The sequence below is a fragment of the Niveispirillum fermenti genome, from assembly GCF_048066175.1.
Classification (GTDB): Bacteria; Pseudomonadota; Alphaproteobacteria; order Azospirillales; family Azospirillaceae; genus Niveispirillum; species Niveispirillum fermenti.
The window spans coordinates 165449-184405 of sequence record NZ_JBLTXA010000003.1; the positions used below are offsets into that span (position 1 = coordinate 165449).

The 18957-nt window shown below is 67.8% G+C and carries 12 protein-coding genes; 5 read left to right on the plus strand and 7 right to left on the minus strand.

All coding sequences use genetic code 11. The annotated features are described in order from the left end of the window. The first annotated feature begins 269 nt into the window (after positions 1–269). Complete coding sequence (locus ACM9LZ_RS04270; RefSeq protein ID WP_416618111.1) at positions 270–2456, plus strand: putative bifunctional diguanylate cyclase/phosphodiesterase; 2187 nt, start codon at positions 270–272, stop codon at positions 2454–2456. A gap of 41 nt (positions 2457–2497) precedes the next feature. After that, entirely contained in the window at positions 2498–3007 is a 510-nt protein-coding gene (secB, locus tag ACM9LZ_RS04275; protein ID WP_416618112.1) for a protein-export chaperone SecB, read from the plus strand. Between the two features lie 42 nt (positions 3008–3049). Here secB and ACM9LZ_RS04280 read toward each other — a convergent pair whose 3' ends face one another. Both ACM9LZ_RS04280 and ACM9LZ_RS04285 read right to left on the minus strand, forming a co-directional pair. Further along, complete coding sequence (locus tag ACM9LZ_RS04280; RefSeq protein WP_416618113.1) at positions 3050–4072, minus strand: 2-dehydropantoate 2-reductase; 1023 nt, start codon at positions 4070–4072, stop codon at positions 3050–3052. Between the two features lie 7 nt (positions 4073–4079). Then, entirely contained in the window at positions 4080–4634 is a 555-nt protein-coding gene (locus ACM9LZ_RS04285) for an Mpo1 family 2-hydroxy fatty acid dioxygenase (RefSeq protein WP_416618114.1), read from the minus strand. Positions 4635–4728: 94 nt separating this feature from the next. Here ACM9LZ_RS04285 and ACM9LZ_RS04290 point away from each other — a divergent pair, with 94 nt between their 5' ends. Continuing rightward, positions 4729–5391 (plus strand): TetR/AcrR family transcriptional regulator, encoded by a 663-nt coding sequence (locus ACM9LZ_RS04290; protein ID WP_416618115.1) that lies wholly within the window; start codon positions 4729–4731, stop codon positions 5389–5391. Between the two features lie 3 nt (positions 5392–5394). Here ACM9LZ_RS04290 and ACM9LZ_RS04295 read toward each other — a convergent pair whose 3' ends face one another. The 4 genes from ACM9LZ_RS04295 to secA form a co-directional block, all read right to left on the minus strand. Next, positions 5395–6810 (minus strand): DegQ family serine endoprotease, encoded by a 1416-nt coding sequence (locus ACM9LZ_RS04295; protein WP_416618116.1) that lies wholly within the window; start codon positions 6808–6810, stop codon positions 5395–5397. 34 nt (positions 6811–6844) lie between these two features. After that, the gene (locus ACM9LZ_RS04300; RefSeq protein ID WP_416618117.1) at positions 6845–7102 is read right to left on the minus strand and encodes a hypothetical protein; all 258 of its coding nucleotides are present in this window, start codon (positions 7100–7102) and stop codon (positions 6845–6847) included. Positions 7103–7235: 133 nt separating this feature from the next. Beyond that, the gene (locus ACM9LZ_RS04305) at positions 7236–7871 is read right to left on the minus strand and encodes a MarC family protein (protein WP_416618118.1); all 636 of its coding nucleotides are present in this window, start codon (positions 7869–7871) and stop codon (positions 7236–7238) included. A gap of 201 nt (positions 7872–8072) precedes the next feature. Beyond that, positions 8073–10823 (minus strand): preprotein translocase subunit SecA, encoded by a 2751-nt coding sequence (gene secA, locus ACM9LZ_RS04310; RefSeq protein ID WP_416618119.1) that lies wholly within the window; start codon positions 10821–10823, stop codon positions 8073–8075. Between the two features lie 348 nt (positions 10824–11171). Between secA and ACM9LZ_RS04315 the strand changes: the two genes are divergently transcribed. Then, the gene (locus tag ACM9LZ_RS04315) at positions 11172–12062 is read left to right on the plus strand and encodes a peptidylprolyl isomerase (protein ID WP_416618120.1); all 891 of its coding nucleotides are present in this window, start codon (positions 11172–11174) and stop codon (positions 12060–12062) included. Positions 12063–12155: 93 nt separating this feature from the next. Here ACM9LZ_RS04315 and ACM9LZ_RS04320 read toward each other — a convergent pair whose 3' ends face one another. Then, positions 12156–13592 (minus strand): hypothetical protein, encoded by a 1437-nt coding sequence (locus tag ACM9LZ_RS04320; protein WP_416618121.1) that lies wholly within the window; start codon positions 13590–13592, stop codon positions 12156–12158. 285 nt (positions 13593–13877) lie between these two features. On the opposite strand from ACM9LZ_RS04320, the gene ACM9LZ_RS04325 reads away from it, so the two are divergent. Further along, positions 13878–18824 (plus strand): alpha-2-macroglobulin family protein, encoded by a 4947-nt coding sequence (locus tag ACM9LZ_RS04325; RefSeq protein ID WP_416618122.1) that lies wholly within the window; start codon positions 13878–13880, stop codon positions 18822–18824. Positions 18825–18957: the final 133 nt, after the last annotated feature.

An 18957-nucleotide genomic window follows, 5' to 3' on the forward strand; every position in this document is an offset into this window, starting at 1 on the left:
CAGCGTCAAGGGGGGCGGCGCCATCAGCCCCGCTTCCCGACCGCACTCCGTGTCGCCAGGCGGCAGGACAGGGTTGAAGCCGGCGTGGGAGGGATGAGCGCGTTTCACATAACCCTATGGATATGTGGGATTATTGGCGAGCTTAGTTCTTTGGCATTAGGGTCATCTTGTATGACGACTAAAGTAATAGGCTATAGGGCCTAGTTTCTTGGTTCGGTTTCGGCTCGCGATTTCAGCCGCCCGCCGACTTCGAAGAGGATGCTTCCACCGTGCACCTGTCTGATCACCAAAGGCACTATCTGGCCAGCATCGTCGAAAGCAGTGATGACGCCATCATCGGTGAGGATCTCGATGGCCGGATCACAAGCTGGAACCGGGCGGCCGAAAAACTGTTCGGCTATGGTGCGGCGGAAATGCTGGGCCAACCGGCGGCCCGACTGCTTCCGGCGGAAATGGCGCAGGACCGGGACATCCTTGACCGCATCTCCCGTGGCCAGCCCGTGGGATCGTTCGATACGATCCGGTTGCATCGCGATGGCCGCCCGCTGCATCTGTCCGTTGCCGCTTCTCCTATCCTGGATGGGGTGGGCAAGGTGATCGGTGCGTCCATGATCGCCCGCGACATCACGGCCCGCAGGCGGGTGGAGGAGCGGCTTGAACTGACGGCCAGTGTCTTCGACCATTGTTCGGAAGCGGTGGCGATCATCGATGCCGATGGCGTCTTCATCGAGGTGAACGGCGCTTTCGCCACCGTCACCGGCTATAGCCGGGAAGAGGTGCTGGGTCGCACGGCTTTTCTGTTCCAGTCGGGCCGGCAGGGGCCTGAGCTTTATCACCGCATGTTCCACGACCTGATCATGACCGGCTGCTGCAAGGGAGAGGTCTGGACGCGGCGCAAGGACGGGCAGTCCCTGGCCGGCCTGCTGACGGTCAGCCGGATCCGCGACGGCAAGGACAGGGTTGCCAGATATATCGCCATCTTCGCGGATGTCACGCCGCTGCGCCTGCAGCAGGAGCGGGTGCAGCGGCTGGCCCATTACGATCCGCTGACCAACCTGCCCAACCGGCTGCTGCTGTCCGACCGGTTGCGGCAGGCCGTTCTTCATGCGCGGCGGACGGGCCAGGAAGTGGTGGTCGCCTATCTGGACCTGGACGGATTCAAGGAGATCAACGACAGCCACGGCCATGCCGTGGGGGACGAGGCGCTGAACACCGTGTCACGTCGCATCCAGGGCACCATGCGGGCCACCGATACATTGGCCCGCATCGGTGGCGACGAGTTCGTGCTGGTGCTGGGTGGCATCGACGATCAGGAAAGCTATACCGCGATTCTGGACCGCGTGCTGGAGACCTGCCGCCGGCCCATCATGCTGGGTTCGGCCAGTCTTCAGGTTTCCGCCAGCATCGGCGTCACGGTCTATCCCACAGACTCGTCCGACGTGGATCAGCTTCTGCGGCATGCCGATCAGGCCATGTATGACGTCAAGCAATCGGGCCGCAACCGCATCCATTTCTTCGATGTCGGCCGTCAGCACCGGAACCGCCATCTGCATGCCCGGCTGAACAGCATCGAGCGGGCGTTCGGGAATGGGGAATTCGTGCTGTACTACCAGCCGCGCATCTGCCTGCGCGATGGTTCCGTCGCCGGTGCGGAGGCACTGATCCGCTGGCAGGACCCGCAGCGCGGGCTGGTCGGGCCGGGTGACTTCCTGCCCCTGATCCAGGACCATCCGCTGATTGAAAGGCTGGGGGCCTGGGTGATCGACAGCGCGCTGGATCAGGTCGCCGCCTGGAGCCGACAGGGCATGCCGACACCGGTCAGCATCAACGTGGCCCCCCGGCATTTCCTGGCCGGGGGCTTCCTGGACGATCTCCTGTCCCGGTTGCGGGCGCACCCGTTGGTGACGCCCGAGATGATCGAACTGGAATTGGTGGAAACCAGTGCGCTGGAGGATACAGCCCGCGTGGCCGCAGCCATGGAGCGCAGCCAGCAGGCCGGGCTGCGCTTCGCCATCGACGATTTCGGCACGGGCTATTCCTCGCTGACCTATCTGAAGACCCTGCCGGCCGAAATCCTGAAGATCGACCGCAGCTTCGTCCAGGGCATGATGGAGAATGAGCGGGATGAAAAGCTGGTGCGCGCCATTGTCGGCATGGCCGATGCCTTCGACCGCATGGTGGTGGCCGAGGGCGTGGAATGTGTCGAACAGGGAGTAGCTCTGGCTGCCATGGGGTGCTGGCACATACAGGGATTCGCCATCGCCCGGCCCATGCCGCCGGCCCGGTTCGAACGCTGGTCGGCGGCCTGGCTGGCAAGCCGGCAGGTGACCGACGGGGTCTTCGACCTGCCGGCGACGGTCGACCGGTGCCGCCGGCGCCTGGCACTGGACGACCTGCTGTCGCAGGAAGGCGCCGGCCATCGGGGGACGTTGCCGACAAGCACCGTTCCGTGCTAGGTCCCGCACCGGAGTTGATGTTCCCGAAACCGGAGTTCCCCATGACCGACGAGACCGTCGATAACGGCAACGAAGCCGCCGAAGCCGATAACGCGCGCCCTGTGATGCCGCTCGTCGTCAATATGCAGTATGTGAAGGACATGTCCTTCGAGAACCCGAATGCGCCGCGTATCCTGACCGGCGCCTCGGAACAGCCGAAGATCGACCTGCAGGTCGACCTGCAGGCCCAGGGGCTGGCCGACAACGTGGCGGAAGTGCAGATGCGCCTGCGCGCCGAGGCCACGATCGGCGAGGCCACGGCTTTCATCGCCGAACTGGTCTATGCCGGTGTCTTCACCCTGCCGCCGTTGCCGCCGGAACAGCAGCGCGCCGTGCTGCTGATCGAGGGGCCGCGCCTGCTGTTTCCCTTCGCCCGCCAGATCATCGCGGAGATCACCAGCCAGGGCGGCTTCCCGCCGCTGCTGCTGCAGCCGCTTGATTTCGTCGACCTGTACCGTCGTCAGGTGCTTGCCCAGCAGGCCCAGATGGGCGAGGCCCAGGGCACGGCCTGATCATCGGTCCCGTATCCGGCGGCAGGCCGGGTAGGGGAATCCCTATGCCCCGCCGCCCTGTGCCCCCACGGCATCGGGCGGCAGCCCGGGCGAGCCGGTTCCCGCCGCTTCCGCCTGCCGGACAAGGTCGCGGACACGCGCGTTGACCGGGGCGGACAGGCTGTGGCGGCCGGCAAGCGCCACAATGGCGCCCTGCAGGCGGTCGATCTCCGTCGGGCGACGGCGTTCCAGATCCTCCCACATGGAGGAGCGGGCCAGCGGATCGATGGACAGCATCCGCCGGGCCAGCAGCCGGAACAGCGGGTCCGGCAGGCGCAGCACATGGGGCAGCAGTCCCGGCCGCAGCGGACCCAGCCGGGCCGGGCGGATGCCGGCCGCGGCCAGTGCGCGCAGCGCCTCCCGCTGCTGTTCGGCCAGAAGCAGGCGCCAGGGGCGCAGCCCGAGCTGTTCGGCCAGCGGCAGGCCCGACAGGGCATTCAGCGCATTGTTCAGATTGATCAGCAGCTTGCCCCACAGCACGCTGTCCATGTCCGCGCTTTCGACCACGGGCAGGCCCGGCACGTCCAGTTCCGCACGCAATCCCGCATGCCCCGCGGCGACCATGACGGCGCCATCCGTGCCGCGATGGAAACGGCCATCGGCAAGCTGCACGATATTGAAGGGCACCATGCCGGCCACGACGCGGTCATGGCCCAGAGGTTCGGCCAGCAGGGCGGCATTGCCCACGCCGTTCTGAAGGCTGATCACGGTCGTATCCGACGGGGCATGATCGGCGATCAGCCGCCCCATGGCAGCCGTGTCGGCGCATTTCACCGTCACCAGGATCAGACCCGCGTCCCGCATGGCGGCGGCCGGATCGGTTTCCGGCCGCAGGCCGGGGCCGGCGGCAATGTGATGGTGCCGGCCTTCCAGGTCGCTGACATGCAGACCCCCGGCGGTGATCCTGTCCATCAGGGAGGGCCGGCCCAGCAAGGTGATCGGCCGGCCCGCATGGGCCAGACAGCCGCCGGCATAGGTGCCGACGCTGCCGGCCCCGGCGATCAGGATGCGGCGTCCGCCGACCATGACCGGTTCAGCCCTGCTGCATTTTCAGCCCCAGCGCGCCGGGGCCGCCGACGCCGTCGGCGACCAGCCGTTCAACCTCCGCCTCCACATCCTTGCGCAGGCCCAGCGCGAAATAGGCCTCCGCCACCAGGAACAGGGGGGCCACGAAAATCTGGAGCAGGTTGGCGGTCAATGCCGGCCTGTTGCCTTCGAACTTGTGTCCCAGCAACTGCACGGCCCAGCCACCGACAAAGGCCACGATGCCCACCGTGGCCGCCAGAACCGGGGGCTGCGTCGTCAGATGGTCGGCCAGCATCAGCACCGGAATGGCGATGGCCGTCAGCGTGCCGCCGATCATCGGGTCCAGATAGACATAATAAGCGGCCAGCACCGCCATCAGCAGCAGGGCCAGGCTGATGTTCGCGCCGCCCAGCGGCAGGGTGACATAGGACAGGCCCAGCATGACGGCGAACACGATGACCGGCACGCCGAAATAATGTGTCAGCCGGTTGTGCGGGTGCCGGTGATAGGCGGAATAGAAGGCCATGCTGCGGGCCAGCCTGCTGACATTCTGCGTGCTCATCCTTGCCGTTCCTTCCTGTTATTGATAAAACAGACCGATCGGTTTGTTTTTACATGGCAGGGGCTTCCATGGCAATGGTGAAAGGAACGAACGGTTGGACGATACCGGAGGCATGATGGCAAAGGGGGGTGCCGCCCGGCGCAGCCAGGCCGAGCGGCGGGACGGGATGCGTCAGCGGCTGGCGGCGGCGACGCTGGATGCGCTGTGCCGGCATGGCCATGCGGGGGCATCGCTGTCGGTGATCCTGGACGGGGCGGGCGTGTCGCGCGGCGCCTGGGCCCACCATTTCGAGACCAAGGCCGAAATGCTGGCACTGGCGGCGGAAGGGCTGCTGCGCGACGCGGTGGAGGCGGCACGCACCTTGGCCCCGCCGGCCGTCACGCTGGACGGCATGGATGTGGAAAGGCGGCTGACGGCGATGATCGAAATCGCCTGGAACCGTTTCTATACCGGCCGCCATCGCGACCTGCTGTTCGAGGTGGCGCTGGCGGCGCGCACCGATGGGGAACTGCGCGAGAGGCTGGCGCCGATCTTCGCCGGTTTCCTGGCGGCCGTCGGCGGCAATTGGGGGCTGGCGCTGAAGCCCGGTGCCGGCGCCGGCACGGAGATCGCGGGCCTGATGACGCTCAGCATCTACATGCTGCGCGGCATGGCCATGCAGGAACTGGCGGCCGGTCCCGTGGCGGACCATGCCGGCCTGCGCGCGCTGTGGGTGCGGCTGCTGGCCGGATGGCTCCGCGTAGGTGACAGGGCCTGACGGTCAGCCGCCGACCGTCGTGGTCAGCGTCTGGTCGCCGCGGCGCACCGCGATGGTCCAGCGGCGGGCCTGGGTGCCCAGCGCCGCGTCCAGGTCCTTGACCAGCCGGATGTCACGGTCGTTCACCCGCAGCAAGACGTCGCCCGGCCGCAGGCCCAGCGAGGCGGCCGGCGTGCCGCGGCCCACCTCCAGCACGATCACGCCCTCCCCGGCCCCATCGAACCGCAGTTCCTCCACCAGGGCAGGGCTGAGATTGGCGACCTTGGCGCCCGACAGGGGGGTGCGGCCGGCCAGCAATGTCTCGTCGCGGGGCGGGTCTTCCGGCGGGCCGATCAGGCGCAGGGACAGGGTCTGTTCCCGGCCCTGGCGCAGCACGGTGATGGTGGTCGTGCCGCCCACGGCCAGCGTGGCGACGCGGTAGCGCATGCTGTCCGGATCGTCCACGGGCTTGCCATTGACGGAAACCACCACATCGCCGACGCGCAGGCCCGCCTGTTCGGCCGGCCCGCCCCGGCGGATCTGGTTGATCAGCACGCCTGCCGGCCGGGCCAGGCCCAGCGAGGCGGCGATATCGCTGGTCACGGCCTGTCCGCCGGCACCGATCCAGGGGCGCACCAGCTTGCCGCCATTGCGCACGGCTTCCACTACGGTGCGGACCATGTTGGCCGGGATGGCGAAGCCGATGCCGATCGACCCGCCGGACCGGCTGAAAATGGCCGTGTTGATCCCGACCAGCCGCCCGTCCATGCCGATCAGCGCACCGCCGGAATTGCCGGGATTGATGGCCGCATCGGTCTGGATGAAGAAATTATAGTCGGAGATGCCGACCGCCGTGCGCGCCACGGCCGACACGATGCCGCTGGTCACCGTCTGGCCCACGCCGAACGGATTGCCAATGGCCAGCACCAGGTCGCCGACCTCCAGATTGTCGCTGTCGCGCATGTCCAGCACCGGCAGCTTTTCCCGGCCGGGATCGATGCGCAGCACGGCCAGGTCGACCTGTTCGTCCGTCGTCACCAGCTTGGCCGGGAATTCACGGCGGTCGGCCAGGACGACCGTGATCTCGTCGCTGTCCTTGATGACATGGGCGTTGGTGACGATCAGCCCGTCGGTTCCCAGGATCACGCCCGATCCCAGACTGCTTTCCACCCGTTCACGCGGGATGCCCGACAGGGCGTCGCCGAAGAACCGCTGGAACAGCGGGTCCTGCAACAGGGGGGAGATGCGCTGCTGCACCCGCCGCTTGGTGTAGATGTTCACCACGGCGGGACCGGCCTGTTTGACCAGCGGCGCGAAGGACAGGGTGATGTCGGCCCGGCCGGCCGGCACGGCCCGTTCCTGGGCCGGTGCGGGCAGCGGGGCCATGACCAGGGCGGCCAGCGTCAGGGCCGCCAGTTTCTTGGCAACAATGGCTTTCATTCTTCCATTCCGCGAACAGGGTTCGCCCGCCGGATCAGCAGCGGGCAAGGCAGCTTTGCAGTTCGGCCTTGCAGGTGGCGCCCATGCCATGGTCGGTGTTCCCGACCTGGGAGGTGTTGCCGCCGCGGGTCGACTGCTGGTCCATGCAGATATTGTTGTCGCGGTTGCATTGCGCAATGCAGGCGCGGCGCGGATCGACACCGACGCGCGCTTCCCGCTGGGCAGGGGCGGCCATGCAGCCGGCAAGGCCCAGAAGGGCCAGCAGGGCGACGGTGGTACGGGCGGATTTCATGTCGGGGACCTTCCCAGGATCAATCTGCCGCCATCCTAGGCCGAATGGGGCAGAGCGCAACAGGCATGCTTGTCACGGGGCCGCGCGTGGCGGCCCGTCGCCGGTGGCATGCCATTCAGTCCTTGTCCCGCGGTCAGGTCATCCAGCCGGGGAACAGCGCGCGCAGCCCGTTGGCCATGATCTCCACTGCGACCGCGGCCAGCAGCAGGCCGGTCAGGCGGTTCATGATGTTCAGGCCCGTCTGGCCCAGCTTGGCCCCGATGGGCACGGCCAGGCGCAAGGTGATGTAAAGCCCGGTGCAGACCAGAACGATACAGCCGACCAGAACGGCATAATGCTCCCAGCCATGGCCGCGCTGCACCTCGATGATGACGGCAGAGATGGAGCCGGGACCGGCCAGAAGCGGCAGGCCCAGCGGGACCACGCCGATGGCGGTGCGCTGCCCGGCCTCGTCGGCTTCCTGCGGCGTCTGCTTCACGGCGCTGACCGTCGCGTTCAGCAGCGACAGCGCGATCAGGAACAGCACGATGCCGCCGCTCACCCGGAAACTGGCAAGGCTGGTGCCCAGCACCTTCAGCACGGCATCGCCCAGAAAGACCGAACTGATCAGCACGGCCGCCACCGTCAGCACGGCCGACCGCGCAATGCCGTTGCGCTCATGCGGGGCGCGGCCTTCCGTCAGCCCCAGGAAGATGGGGATGGCCGCGAAGGGCGTCAGGATGGCGAACAGGGCGATGAAGAAGCGGGAATATTCCGACCAGGCTTCCATTGGGGATGTCCGGCTGCATGTCCCCCTTCGGGGGAATTATTGTGGGGACCGAACCATAGCATGGCTGCCGGGTCCGGATAGAGGGGCAAGGAAGGCGGCGCGGACACGGCGGCGGGACGGGGCGACCCGCCGCCGGTGACCAAGAAAAAAGGGGACGGCTGCCTGCCGCACCCCTTCCCGATCCGCCGGGATGACGGCCGGTCAGCCGGCCGCACCGTGGCAGTGCTTGAACTTCTTGCCGCTTCCACAGGGGCAGGGGGCGTTGCGAGGCGTATTGATCCAGGATTCGCGTTCCTTCAGATCGCTTTCCTGCGCGACGGGCAGGCCCGTGGCGCCGAACGACGGCACGGTGGCACTCCGCCGTACCATCCCCTCCGGCAGGGGGGCGTCGGCGGGGGGCATTCCGCCGCCGGCCAGGGCCGGGTCCAGGCGGGTTTCCTGCCCCACCACAGGCGGCGGGGTGAGGTCGGGTTCCGCCACGCGCACCTGGATCAGCATCAGCATCTGGGTCACCTGCTCGCGCAGATTGTCCAGCAGGCCGGAGAAGAGTTCGAATGCCTCGCGCTTGTACTCGTTCAGCGGGTCGCGCTGGGCATAGGCGCGCAGGTTGATGCCCTGGCGCAGATGGTCGAGCGACAGCAGATGGTCCTTCCAGACCTGGTCCAGGATCTGAAGCAGCAGGCTCTTCTCGATATTGCGCAGCAGTTCGGGTCCGTAGGAGGCTTCCTTTTCCGCCATCTTGTCGTCGGAGAACTTGATCAGCCGCTCGGTGATCTCCTCGTCCGCGATGCCTTCCTCCTGCGCCCATTCGCGCACGGGCAGGTCGGCCCCCAGCAGGCGCAGGCATTCCTCGTGCAGCAGGTTCATGTTCCACTGCTCGGCATAGGCGTTTTCCGGGATGGCCCGGCGCACCATGTTGGCGATCACCTCATGGCGCATGGACGTCACCATTTCCTGGACGTCCTCGGCCTCCATGATCTCGCGGCGCTGCTCATAAATGACCTTGCGCTGGTCATTCATGACATTGTCATACTTCAGCAGGTTCTTGCGGATCTCGAAATTGTGGGCTTCGACGCGCTGCTGCGCCTTGGCCAGGGCCTTGTTGATCCAGGGGTGGATGATGGCCTCCCCCTGTTCCAGGCCCAGCTTCTGCAGCATCGTGTCCAGCCGCTGGGTGCCGAAGATGCGCATCAGGTCGTCTTCCAGCGACAGGAAGAACTTCGAGGCGCCCGGATCGCCCTGACGGCCCGACCGGCCGCGCAACTGGTTGTCGATTCGGCGGCTTTCATGCCGTTCCGTGCCGACGACATAAAGGCCGCCGGCCTTCAGCACCACGTCGCGGGCGGCGGCCACCTCGTCCTTGATGGTCTGGATGCGGCGGTCGCGCTCCTCCCCCTCGGGGATGTCGGCCAGCTCATGCTCGATGCGCATGTCCAGGTTGCCGCCCAACTGGATGTCGGTGCCGCGGCCGGCCATGTTGGTGGCGATGGTGATGGCGCCGGGCCGGCCCGCCTGCGAAACGATATAGGCTTCCTGCTCGTGATAGCGGGCGTTCAGCACATTGTGCGGGATGCCCTTCTTCTTCATCAGGGCCGACAGCGTCTCCGATTTCTCGATCGAGACGGTACCGACCAGCATGGGCTGCTGGCGCGCGCGGCATTCCTCGACCAGCTTGACGATGGCCTCGTACTTTTCTAGCGCGGTGCGATAGACCTCGTCATCCTGGTCCTTGCGGGCCACGGGCAGGTTGGTGGGGATGTCCACCACTTCCAGGCCGTAGATTTCCGCGAATTCGGACGCTTCGGTCATGGCTGTGCCGGTCATGCCCGACAGCTTGGGATAGATGCGGAAGTAATTCTGGAAGGTGATGCTGGCCAGCGTCTGGTTCTCCCGCTGGATCGTGACGCCTTCCTTCGCTTCCAGGGCCTGGTGCAGGCCCTCCGAATAGCGGCGGCCCTCCATCATGCGGCCCGTGAACTCATCGATGATGACGACCTTGTCGTCCTTGACGATGTAATCCACGTCGCGGGTGAACAGCTTGTGCGCCTTCAGCGCCTGGTTCACGTGATGGACCAGCGAGATATTGTGGATGTCGTAAAGGTCGCCGGTCTTCAGCAACTCCATGTCCTTCAGGATCTGGGCCACCTTCTCGGTGCCGCCCTCGGTCATGGAGACGGCCTTGGCCTTCTCGTCCTTCTCGTAGTCGGCCTCGTCCAGCAGGGCCATCACCTTGTTGATGGCGATATAGAGTTCGGAACTGTCGGTGGAGGGGCCGGAGATGATCAGCGGGGTCCGCGCCTCATCGACCAGGATGCTGTCGACCTCGTCGACGATGGCATAGTTGAAGGGCCGCTGGACCATGTCGGTCAGGCGGTACTTCATATTGTCGCGAAGATAGTCGAACCCGAATTCGTTGTTGGTGCCATAGGTGATGTCGCTGGCATAGGCCGCGCGGCGTTCATTGTCATCCAGCCCATGGACGATGACGCCCGTGGTCAGGCCCAGGAAGCCATAGAGCCTGCCCATATGGCTGGCATCGCGGCTGGCCAGGTAATCGTTGACGGTGACGACATGCACGCCCTTGCCCTGCAGGGCGTTCAGGTAGACAGACAGCGTGGCGACCAGCGTCTTGCCCTCGCCCGTGCGCATTTCCGCGATCTTGCCGGCATGCAGCACCATGCCGCCGATGAGCTGCACATCGAAATGGCGCATGCCCATGACCCGCTTGGACGCCTCGCGCACCGTCGCGAAGGCGTCGGGCAGGATGTCGTTCAGCGTCTCGCCCTTTTCCAGCCGGTCGCGCAACCAGTCCGTGCGCATCTGCAATTCGGCATCGGACAGGCCGGCCAGCTTCGGCTCCAGCGCGTTGATGGCCTCCACCTGCTTGCGCAGGCCCTTGACCACCCGCTCATTGGCGCTGCCGAACAGCTTGCGGGCGATGGCACCGAACATGAAAGCACTCCACCAAAGGAACAGGCGCGAAGGACACCGGACACAACGAAATCCCGGTCACGGCCGGGCTGGCCGCCGGGAAGGCTTCTGGCCGAAACGGAGTTACCTATTTCAGCGCCCGTCACAGATAAGACCTGCCATCCCGCCGGTCAATGCGGCATCGGTATCCCGAAGGCGTTTGGCCGCCATGAAACCGCCATTTAGGGGTGATTTGGGTTGCTCTTACCCGTATCAACCGTCCCCCCTTGCCTGTTCGTGGGCTGTCATGCTTTATGCCGGGGCGGCCGGGGATGAGGATCTGATACCCCCCTTAGTGCCGACCGTACTGTTTCGAGGGAACCCCTGCTGATGTCTTTCAAGACCATGCGTGCCGCCCTGGTTGTCGCCGCCCTCGGGTCGGTCGCCACCGCCGCCCTTGCCCCTGCCATGGCGCAGGATGCTGCCCGGCCGGCGGCTGGCGCCAATCTGGGTGACGACCCCGTCGTCGCCCGCGTCAATGCCAAGGAATTCAAGCGTTCCGACGTGCTGGCCCTGCTCCAGCAACTCGACCCGCAGGTCCAGCAGATGCCCTTGCAGCTCATCTACCCGCAGCTTGTCGAGCAGCTGGTCCAGGGTCAGCTGCTGACCGAAGCGGGCTACAAGGCCAAATTGCAGGACAGCGCGGACGTCAAGCGCCGCATGAAGATGGCCGAGGAGCAGTTCGTGCAGCAGGCCTGGCTGAAGGCCGAGATCGACAAGAAGCTGACGCCGGAACGGCTGCGCGCCGCCTTCGACAAGTGGACGAAGGAGAATCCGCCGCAGGATGAGGTGCGGGCCCGTCACATCCTGGTCAAGACCAAGGCCGAGGCGGAAGCGCTGATCAAGCAGCTTCGCGGCGGCGCCGACTTTGCCAAGCTGGCGGCCGAGAAGGGCACCGACGGCACCAAGGATTCCGGTGGCGACCTGGGCTATTTCGTGCATGACCGGATGGTCAAGCCGTTTGCCGACGCCGCCTTCGCGATGAAGGCCGGCGATATCAGCCAGACCCCGGTCCAGACCGATTTCGGCTTCCATGTCATCAAGGTCGAGGACAAGCGCAAGCAGACCCCGCCGACCTATGAGCAGGCGGCCCCGCAGCTTCGTGGCATGGTCGCGCAGGAAATCGCCGAGGAACTGGTCGAAGGCCTGCAGAAGACCGCGAAGGTCCAGACCTTCAATATCGACGGCTCGCCCATGCCGGCCGCCGCACCGGCCCCCTGAAGAACCGGCGCTTCCCCCTGACGGTGCCAGCACCGTCAGGGGGAAGCGGATTTCCCGCCCCATTCCAGGCCGATCGCCGGGGATGGGGTTTTTTCATGCCGGGGGGCTGTTGGGGGCCGGCCGGACCTGTCCCCGCCGCCGCATATCCAGCCAGGCGGCCATCGCCATTCCGGTCGCCAGTGTGGCCAGCCATACGACTCGGCCCTGATAGCGGTCATGCGGGTTGGAAAGGGCGCCGTTGATGAAGGCGTTGCCCAGCAGGGCCAGGGCCGTGAACAGGGCAAGCGCCCCCAGGTCGGCCCGCCCGCCCCGGCGCAGGCCCCAGGCGGCCGCCAGCAGCAGCCCCAGGCCCGACAGGTGCGCCACGGGCACATGTACGGCGTTCAGCGTATCGAAAAGGCCGCGCGTCACCTCGCCGCGCTGCTGGCGGGCCGTGGTGAAGGACAGTTCCTGCTGCCGCGGCATGAAGGCGGCAAAGACCCAGCGCGTGACCTCATGCCATTCATCCAGCCCGTCCCCGGTCCTGACGGTGACAAGCTGGCGCGCCGCGGCCCGCAGCCCGGTGGCCAGGAAGGCCAGGGGTTCTTCCCGGATGATGCCGGCGACGAGGCGGGACAGTTCCGCGTCGGCCCCGCCCCACCAGCCGATGACGCGGAAGGGGCTGTCCGCATGCCACAGGAAATCGTTGGCCGTCGACGGCATCCGGTCGCGGTGATCACACAGCCGGATGGTTGCGTCCGGGCAATGGCGCTCCAGATAGCGCTGGGCCAGCCCGTCCTGCACCAGCCGGCCGAACACGAAGGCGGGGCCGCCGGGCGTGTAGCCCTGCTTGCCGATCAGCGCCATATGCAGCGTGGGCATCAGCAGCAGGGCCATCGCCACAAGGCCGGCGGCGGGGCCCAGCCGGGGCGACAATGCCCAGCCGCACCGGCGGTCCAGCACCCTGGCCACGGCGATGACGGCGACCAGCCCGACGGCCAACCCCATGCCCGACATATGGGACAGCAATGCCAGCAGGCCGATGGCAGCCACGCCCAGCCTTTCACCGGGGTTCAGCGTTTCCCACCGGAAGGCCAGCAGCCAGAGGGCTAGCACCAGCAGGCCCAGCAGGATGTCGGGCATCAGTTGCGCCACATACCAGGAAATGCCCGTCAGCGCGGACAGGCCGATGGCGGCGACCCCCGTGACCTGGGCGGCCGGCCAGTCGCGGCAGCCGATGGCATGGCTGCGCAGGGTCAGATGGATCAGCCACAGCGTCGCCGCCGCCTGGGCCAGCACCGGCCCCCAGAAGCTGAACCATCCGGCGGAGGTGGCGAAGAGGAACAGGCCATAGAAGAAGGACCGGCCCGGTTCCAGGTCCCAGTCAAGCACGCGCTTGATATAGCCGCCCGTATCGAAGAACACGACGGGGAAACCGTTCCACAGGGCCGGCCCCAGCAGCGCGAAGGCCCCCAGCCACAGGGCCAGGCGGGGCCAGTCCAGGCGCGGCAGGCGTCGGGGGGCGTCGGGCGCATCTTCGGGGGCGGTCATGGCTTGACGATCTCACAGGGGGAACGGTCGGGACAGCATGCCGGCCGGCCCGTTGACGGGGCACGGGGGACGGCGGCACGCGGCGTACTGTCACGGGATCGGGGGCTTCATGCAAGGCGCATCCCGATCCCTCTCCCTCGGGGGTGCGCTCCCCCATCCCAATGACCTTGTTGCAAAGATTTGGAAAACAGCGTCCTCTGGCCGTTGTGGTGCCATATTCGTGGCGTCCATTCCACCGTCGCTCCGCTTCCGCCCTTCCGTCCCGCCATTCGCCTCCCAAGACACATGCCGCGCATTCAAGCCCTGCTGCTCGCCACGGCTATTCTCCTGGCGCCCGCTGCCCTTGCCCAGGGAGGTCAGCGCCCGCCGCCGCCGCCCGCCGCCGCGCCGGCCGCGGACCCGGAGTCGCGCCCCTTCGAACTGATGGGGGTGGAGGTGGCGGCCGAGCGTGACCAGCCGCAGGCCTGTTTCGCCTTCACACGGGCATTGCCGCGCCAGCGGGGCCGAACGAACGAATTGTCGCGCTTCGTCTCCGTCGATCCGGGACAGGGCGTCAACCTGACCACGCGCGATCAGACCCTGTGCCTGGACGGGCTGAAGCATGGCCAACGCTATGCCGTCACCATCAAGGCCGGATTGCCCGCCGCCGGCGCGCGGGAAAAGCTGGCCGACGCCGTTACCCGCGAACTGGCCGTGCCGGACCGGCGGCCCAGCCTGTCCTTCCGCGGACAGGGATACATCCTGCCGCGGGTCGGGGCGGACGGGCTGCCGCTGCGCAGCGTCAACACCGACCGTGCCCGCCTGACCGTGCTGCGTGTCAATGACCGCGCGCTGGTGGAACAGGTCTATTATGGCCGGTCCAACCAGACCATGACCGATTTCGAGATCGGCGATGTCCTGGACCAGAAGGGCGAGCGCGTCTGGAAGGGCGAGATGGCCATCGGCGGCGCGCGCAACAAGAGCGTGTTGACGCCGTTTCCCATCGATGCCGTGCTGGGGGCGCTGACGCCGGGCGTGTATGTCGCCGTGGCAGAGGATGCGGCCCTGTCCTTTGTGGCGTGGGACAAGCGCACGACGCAATGGTTCGTGGTTTCCGATCTGGGATTGACCAGTTTCAAGGCCGGCAACGGGCTTTATGTCTTCGCCCGCAGCCTGGCCACGGCAAAGCCGCTGGCCGGGGTGGAACTGCGGCTGGTGGCGCGCGACAAGCGCGAACTGGGCCGTGCTGTGACGGGGGCCGACGGCATGGCCCGGTTCAACGCCGCCCAGATCGGCGGCGTGAACGAGGCGGCGCCACAGGCGCTGTTCGCGTCCAGCTCCGATGGCGGTTTCTCGCTGCTGGATTTCGGCGTGCCGGCCGTGGAATTGCTGGGGGGAAGCGGCGGCCGTGCCGTGTCGGGGCCGGCCGACGCCTATCTTTTCACCGAGCGCGGCGCCTATCGTCCGGGCGATCCGGTATGGCTGACGGCATTGCTGCGCGATGCCGACGCCAATGCGCTGGCTGGCCAGAAGCTGACAATGCGCTTCGTCCGGCCCGACGGGCTGGAAGTGGAACGGCGCGTGGTGGAGGATGAGGGCGCTGGCGGCCATGTGCTGCGCTTCGAGCTTCCCGCCAATGCACCGTCGGGTCGCTGGACGGCAACCGCGCATCTGGACCCGTCCGGCCCCGCAATCGGCGAGACGCGCTTCAATGTCGGGGAGGTCGCGCCCGCCCGCATCGCCTTCGACCTGTTGGCCGACCGGCCCCGCATCGGGGCCGACGGGAAGGTCAATCTGTCCGTGGCGGCCCGTTACCTGAACGGGTCGGCGGCTGGTCTGCTGCCGGGTGAGATGACCGTGACGCTGCGGTCGACGGACAAGGTCTGGCCGGGGCTGGAAGGGTATCAGTTCGGGCTGGCCCAGCAGGTGCCGTCGCCGGAAAGGCGGCCGCTGCCCGGCTTCACGACCGGCGACGATGGTGCGGCGCAATTGTCGCTTGATGTGGGGCGTCTGCCGGATACGACCCGGCGGCTGGAAGCCGTGCTGCGTGCCACGTTGCATGATGTCGGCGGCCGTTCGGTGGATCGCGAGCTGGTCCTGCCCGTCGGTCATCGCCCTGTCTTTCTGGGTTTGAAGCCCAATTTCAGCGGCGATGCCGTGCCGGAGGGGGCGACGGTGGCCGTGGATGTCGTGGCCGCCGCGGCCGATGGCCGCCGTATCGCGCGCAACGGCCTCTCCTGGGACCTTTTCGAGGAAGAGTTCGATTACGAGTGGTACGCCGCCGATGGCCGCTGGGAATACCGCACCACGGTCAAGGACCGGCGGCTGACCGGCGGCAGCATTGACGTTGCCGCCGATCAGCCCAGCGTCATCGAGGAGCAGGTTCGCGCCGGCCGCTACCGGCTGGAGGTTTTCGACCCGGCATCCGGCACGGCCAGTTCCATCCGCTTTTCCGCCGGCTGGTGGGTGAGTGCCAAGCTGGGTGACGCGCCCGACATCGTCGAGGTCAAGGTGCAGGAGCCGCTGCACCGGCCGGGCGACAAGGTGCGGGTCTTCGTGCGGCCGCCCTATGCCGGCACGGTGGCCGTCACCCTGGCGGATCGCGCCATTCGCCAGACCGTGGTCAGCGAGATCGGGACCGAGGGCGCCTTCGTGGAACTGTCCCTGCCGGGCGATGTGACGGCCGGTGCCCATGTGCTGGCCACGGCCTTCGCCCCGGCCAATCCCGGCAACCGCACGCCCCCGCGCCGCGCGCTGGGGTCCGGCTGGGTCGCCATCGATCCCGCCGACCGGTCGCTGACCGTGACGGTGGAAGCGCCGGAGGCCGCGCATCCCCGCGGTCCCGTGACCCTGCCCGTCACCGTGACGGGCTTGGAACCGGGCGGCACCGTCAATCTGGTCCTGACCGCTGTGGATGAAGGTGTGGCCCGCCTGCCCGAAACGCGCAAGGTCGATCCCGTCGGCTGGTATCTGGGCAAGCGGCGGCTGGCGGTGGAACTGCGCGATGTCTATGGGCGGCTGGTCAGCCCGACGGAGCCGCCAGCCGCAGCCGCAGCCGGCGACAATGGCGAGGCGGCACGCAGCCGTGTCACCACGGCCCCGCGCTCCGGTCCCGTCACGGCGCTGCATTCGGGCGTCGTCACGGTTGGCCCGGATGGCAAGGCCGTCGTGACCCTGGACCTGCCCGACGCCACGGGCCGGCTGGACCTGACGGTGGTGGCCTGGAGCGGGGCCAAGGTCGGCAGGGGGACGGCCGTGCTGGATGTGCGTGACGACATCGCGGCGGACGTGAGCCTGCCGGGCTTCCTGGCGCCGGGCGACCGGGCGCGCATCGCCCTGACGCTGGAGAACCTGTCCGGTCCGCGCGGCGCCTACAAGGTGTCGTTCACGGCGGAAGGCCCGGTGAAGCTGGAAGGCGGGCAGGAGGAGACGCGCTTCTCCTCTCTGGCACGCGGGCGCAAGGTGGTGCTGAACCGCCTGCTGGTGGGCGGTGATCCTGGCTACGGCGTGCTGGTCGTGCATGTCACGGGACCGCAGGGCTACAGCCTCACCCGGCGGTTCCCCGTCAATATCCGCCCCGCCCACCCGTTGGCGGTGACCCAGGTGCGGGGTGAACTGGCCGCCGGCCAGACGGTGGCCCTGACCCCGCCGCAGCATGAGGCGCCGGTGGCGGGGGCGACGACGCGCCTGGCCATGGTGTCGGCACCGCCGCCGCTGGACGCGCTGACGCATCTGCTGCTGATCGACAGCCGGCCGTTCGGATCGGCCGACCAGTTGGCCGCCCGCCTGTTGCCCCTGCCGGGGGCCAATGCCTGGCTGAAGGCGCTGGACCTGCCCGCCGACGAACGGCTGTCCGCCAAGGCAGAGGATCTGGTGGAACGGCTGATCAGCCGCCAGCGGGCCGATGGTGCCTTTTCGCTCTGGGCGCATGACGGGCCGGCCGATCCGTGGCTGACGGCCTTCGCGCTCGACGTGCTGACCCGCTCACGCGAGGCCGGGTTCACCGTGCCCGAGGACGGCTATCGCCGGGGGCTGGATTATCTGGTCCGTTCCATCGGCAACCGCTGGATCGAGGATGCGGAACTGCCGGCCCGCGCCTACGCGCTCTATGTCGCGGCCCGGGCCCGGGCCATCGACGCCGCACCTATCCGTTTCTTCCAGGAAACCTTCATGGCCCGTGTGCCCACACGGCTGGCCCGCGCTCAGGTCGCCGCGGCCTTCGCCATCCTTGGTGAAGGGCAACGCGCGGCCGACCTGCTGGCACGGCTGGACGATCCGCTGCCCGTGGCGGTGGGCATCCGTGATTTCGGCTCCCCCTTGCGCGACCGGGCGGCCACCTTGTCGCTGCTGATCGCCGCCAATGCCGATCCTGCCCGCATCAATGCGGAGACGGCGACGTTGTCGGAGATGCTGCGCGATCCGTCGCTGGTGGCCACGCAGGAACGGGCCTGGCTGCTGCTGGCGGCGCAGTCGCTGGCCCGAGTCACGCCGCCATTGTCCCTGACCGTGGATGGCCAGCCCGCGACGGGGGATGGCCCGTTGCTGCGGCCGCTTGCTGCCGACGGTCCGGGCCTGTCGGTGCGCAATGACGGCGATCAGCCGCTGCGGACCCTGACCATGTCGGCCGGCATCCTGTCGACGCCGGACAAGGCTGATGCCGCAGGCCTGGGCTTGACCCGGCAGATCATGGACAGCCGCGGCCGGCCCGCCAACCTGTCGCGGGTGCGCACCGGCGATCTGCTGGTCGTGGTGCTGGAAGGCCGGGCCGAACAGCCGCTGACCGGGCCGTTGCTGCTGCTGGACCCGTTGCCGGCGGGTCTGGTCGTCGAAAATGTGCGCCTGGCCGGCAGTGCCCAGTTGGGCAACCTTTCCTGGCTGGGTACCCTGTCGGAAGCGGCACTGGTGGAATTCCGCGACGACCGGTTCGTGGCGGCGCTGGACGGCATGCCCGATGGCGGCAGTTTCCGGCTTGTCTATCTGGCCCGCGCCGTGACGGCTGGCACCTTCGCGCTGCCATCGGCCCGGCTGGATGACCTGATCGACGGCACCCGCTTCGCGCGCACCGCGGCGGGTACCCTGACCGTGCTGCCACCCGCCCCCCCGCCGGCGCCGGCCCCCCAGCCGGTTCCCGCCCCCACGCCGGCGCCTGCACCGGCGCCCATTTCGGCGCCCCCCTCGGCCCCGACGACCGGTCCGGTGCAACCGGCGCTGGACGTTCCCGCCCCGCCGCCATCGGCCGCGCCGTCCCCCTGATCAGGAACGACAAAGCCGCCGCCATGCGCTCCCCTGGGGGGCAATGGCGGCGGCTTCGCAGGTATTGCCGATCTTTCCCGTGGTGCCCCGGACAAAGGCGTGCCCCGGACAAAGGCGTGCCCTGGTCAAGGCA

Bases quoted from the DNA above. Each gene is read 5' to 3' on its own strand.
- secB (WP_416618112.1), top strand. From the start codon at position 2,498: ATGACCGACGAGACCGTCGATAACGGCAACGAAGCCGCCGAAGCCGAT.
- ACM9LZ_RS04280 (WP_416618113.1), bottom strand. From the start codon at position 4,072: ATGGTCGGCGGACGCCGCATCCTGATCGCCGGGGCCGGCAGCGTCGGC.
- ACM9LZ_RS04285 (WP_416618114.1), bottom strand. From the start codon at position 4,634: ATGAGCACGCAGAATGTCAGCAGGCTGGCCCGCAGCATGGCCTTCTAT.
- ACM9LZ_RS04295 (WP_416618116.1), bottom strand. From the start codon at position 6,810: ATGAAAGCCATTGTTGCCAAGAAACTGGCGGCCCTGACGCTGGCCGCC.
- ACM9LZ_RS04300 (WP_416618117.1), bottom strand. From the start codon at position 7,102: ATGAAATCCGCCCGTACCACCGTCGCCCTGCTGGCCCTTCTGGGCCTT.
- ACM9LZ_RS04305 (WP_416618118.1), bottom strand. From the start codon at position 7,871: ATGGAAGCCTGGTCGGAATATTCCCGCTTCTTCATCGCCCTGTTCGCC.
- secA (WP_416618119.1), bottom strand. From the start codon at position 10,823: ATGTTCGGTGCCATCGCCCGCAAGCTGTTCGGCAGCGCCAATGAGCGG.
- ACM9LZ_RS04315 (WP_416618120.1), top strand. From the start codon at position 11,172: ATGTCTTTCAAGACCATGCGTGCCGCCCTGGTTGTCGCCGCCCTCGGG.
- ACM9LZ_RS04320 (WP_416618121.1), bottom strand. From the start codon at position 13,592: ATGACCGCCCCCGAAGATGCGCCCGACGCCCCCCGACGCCTGCCGCGC.
- ACM9LZ_RS04325 (WP_416618122.1), top strand. From the start codon at position 13,878: ATGCCGCGCATTCAAGCCCTGCTGCTCGCCACGGCTATTCTCCTGGCG.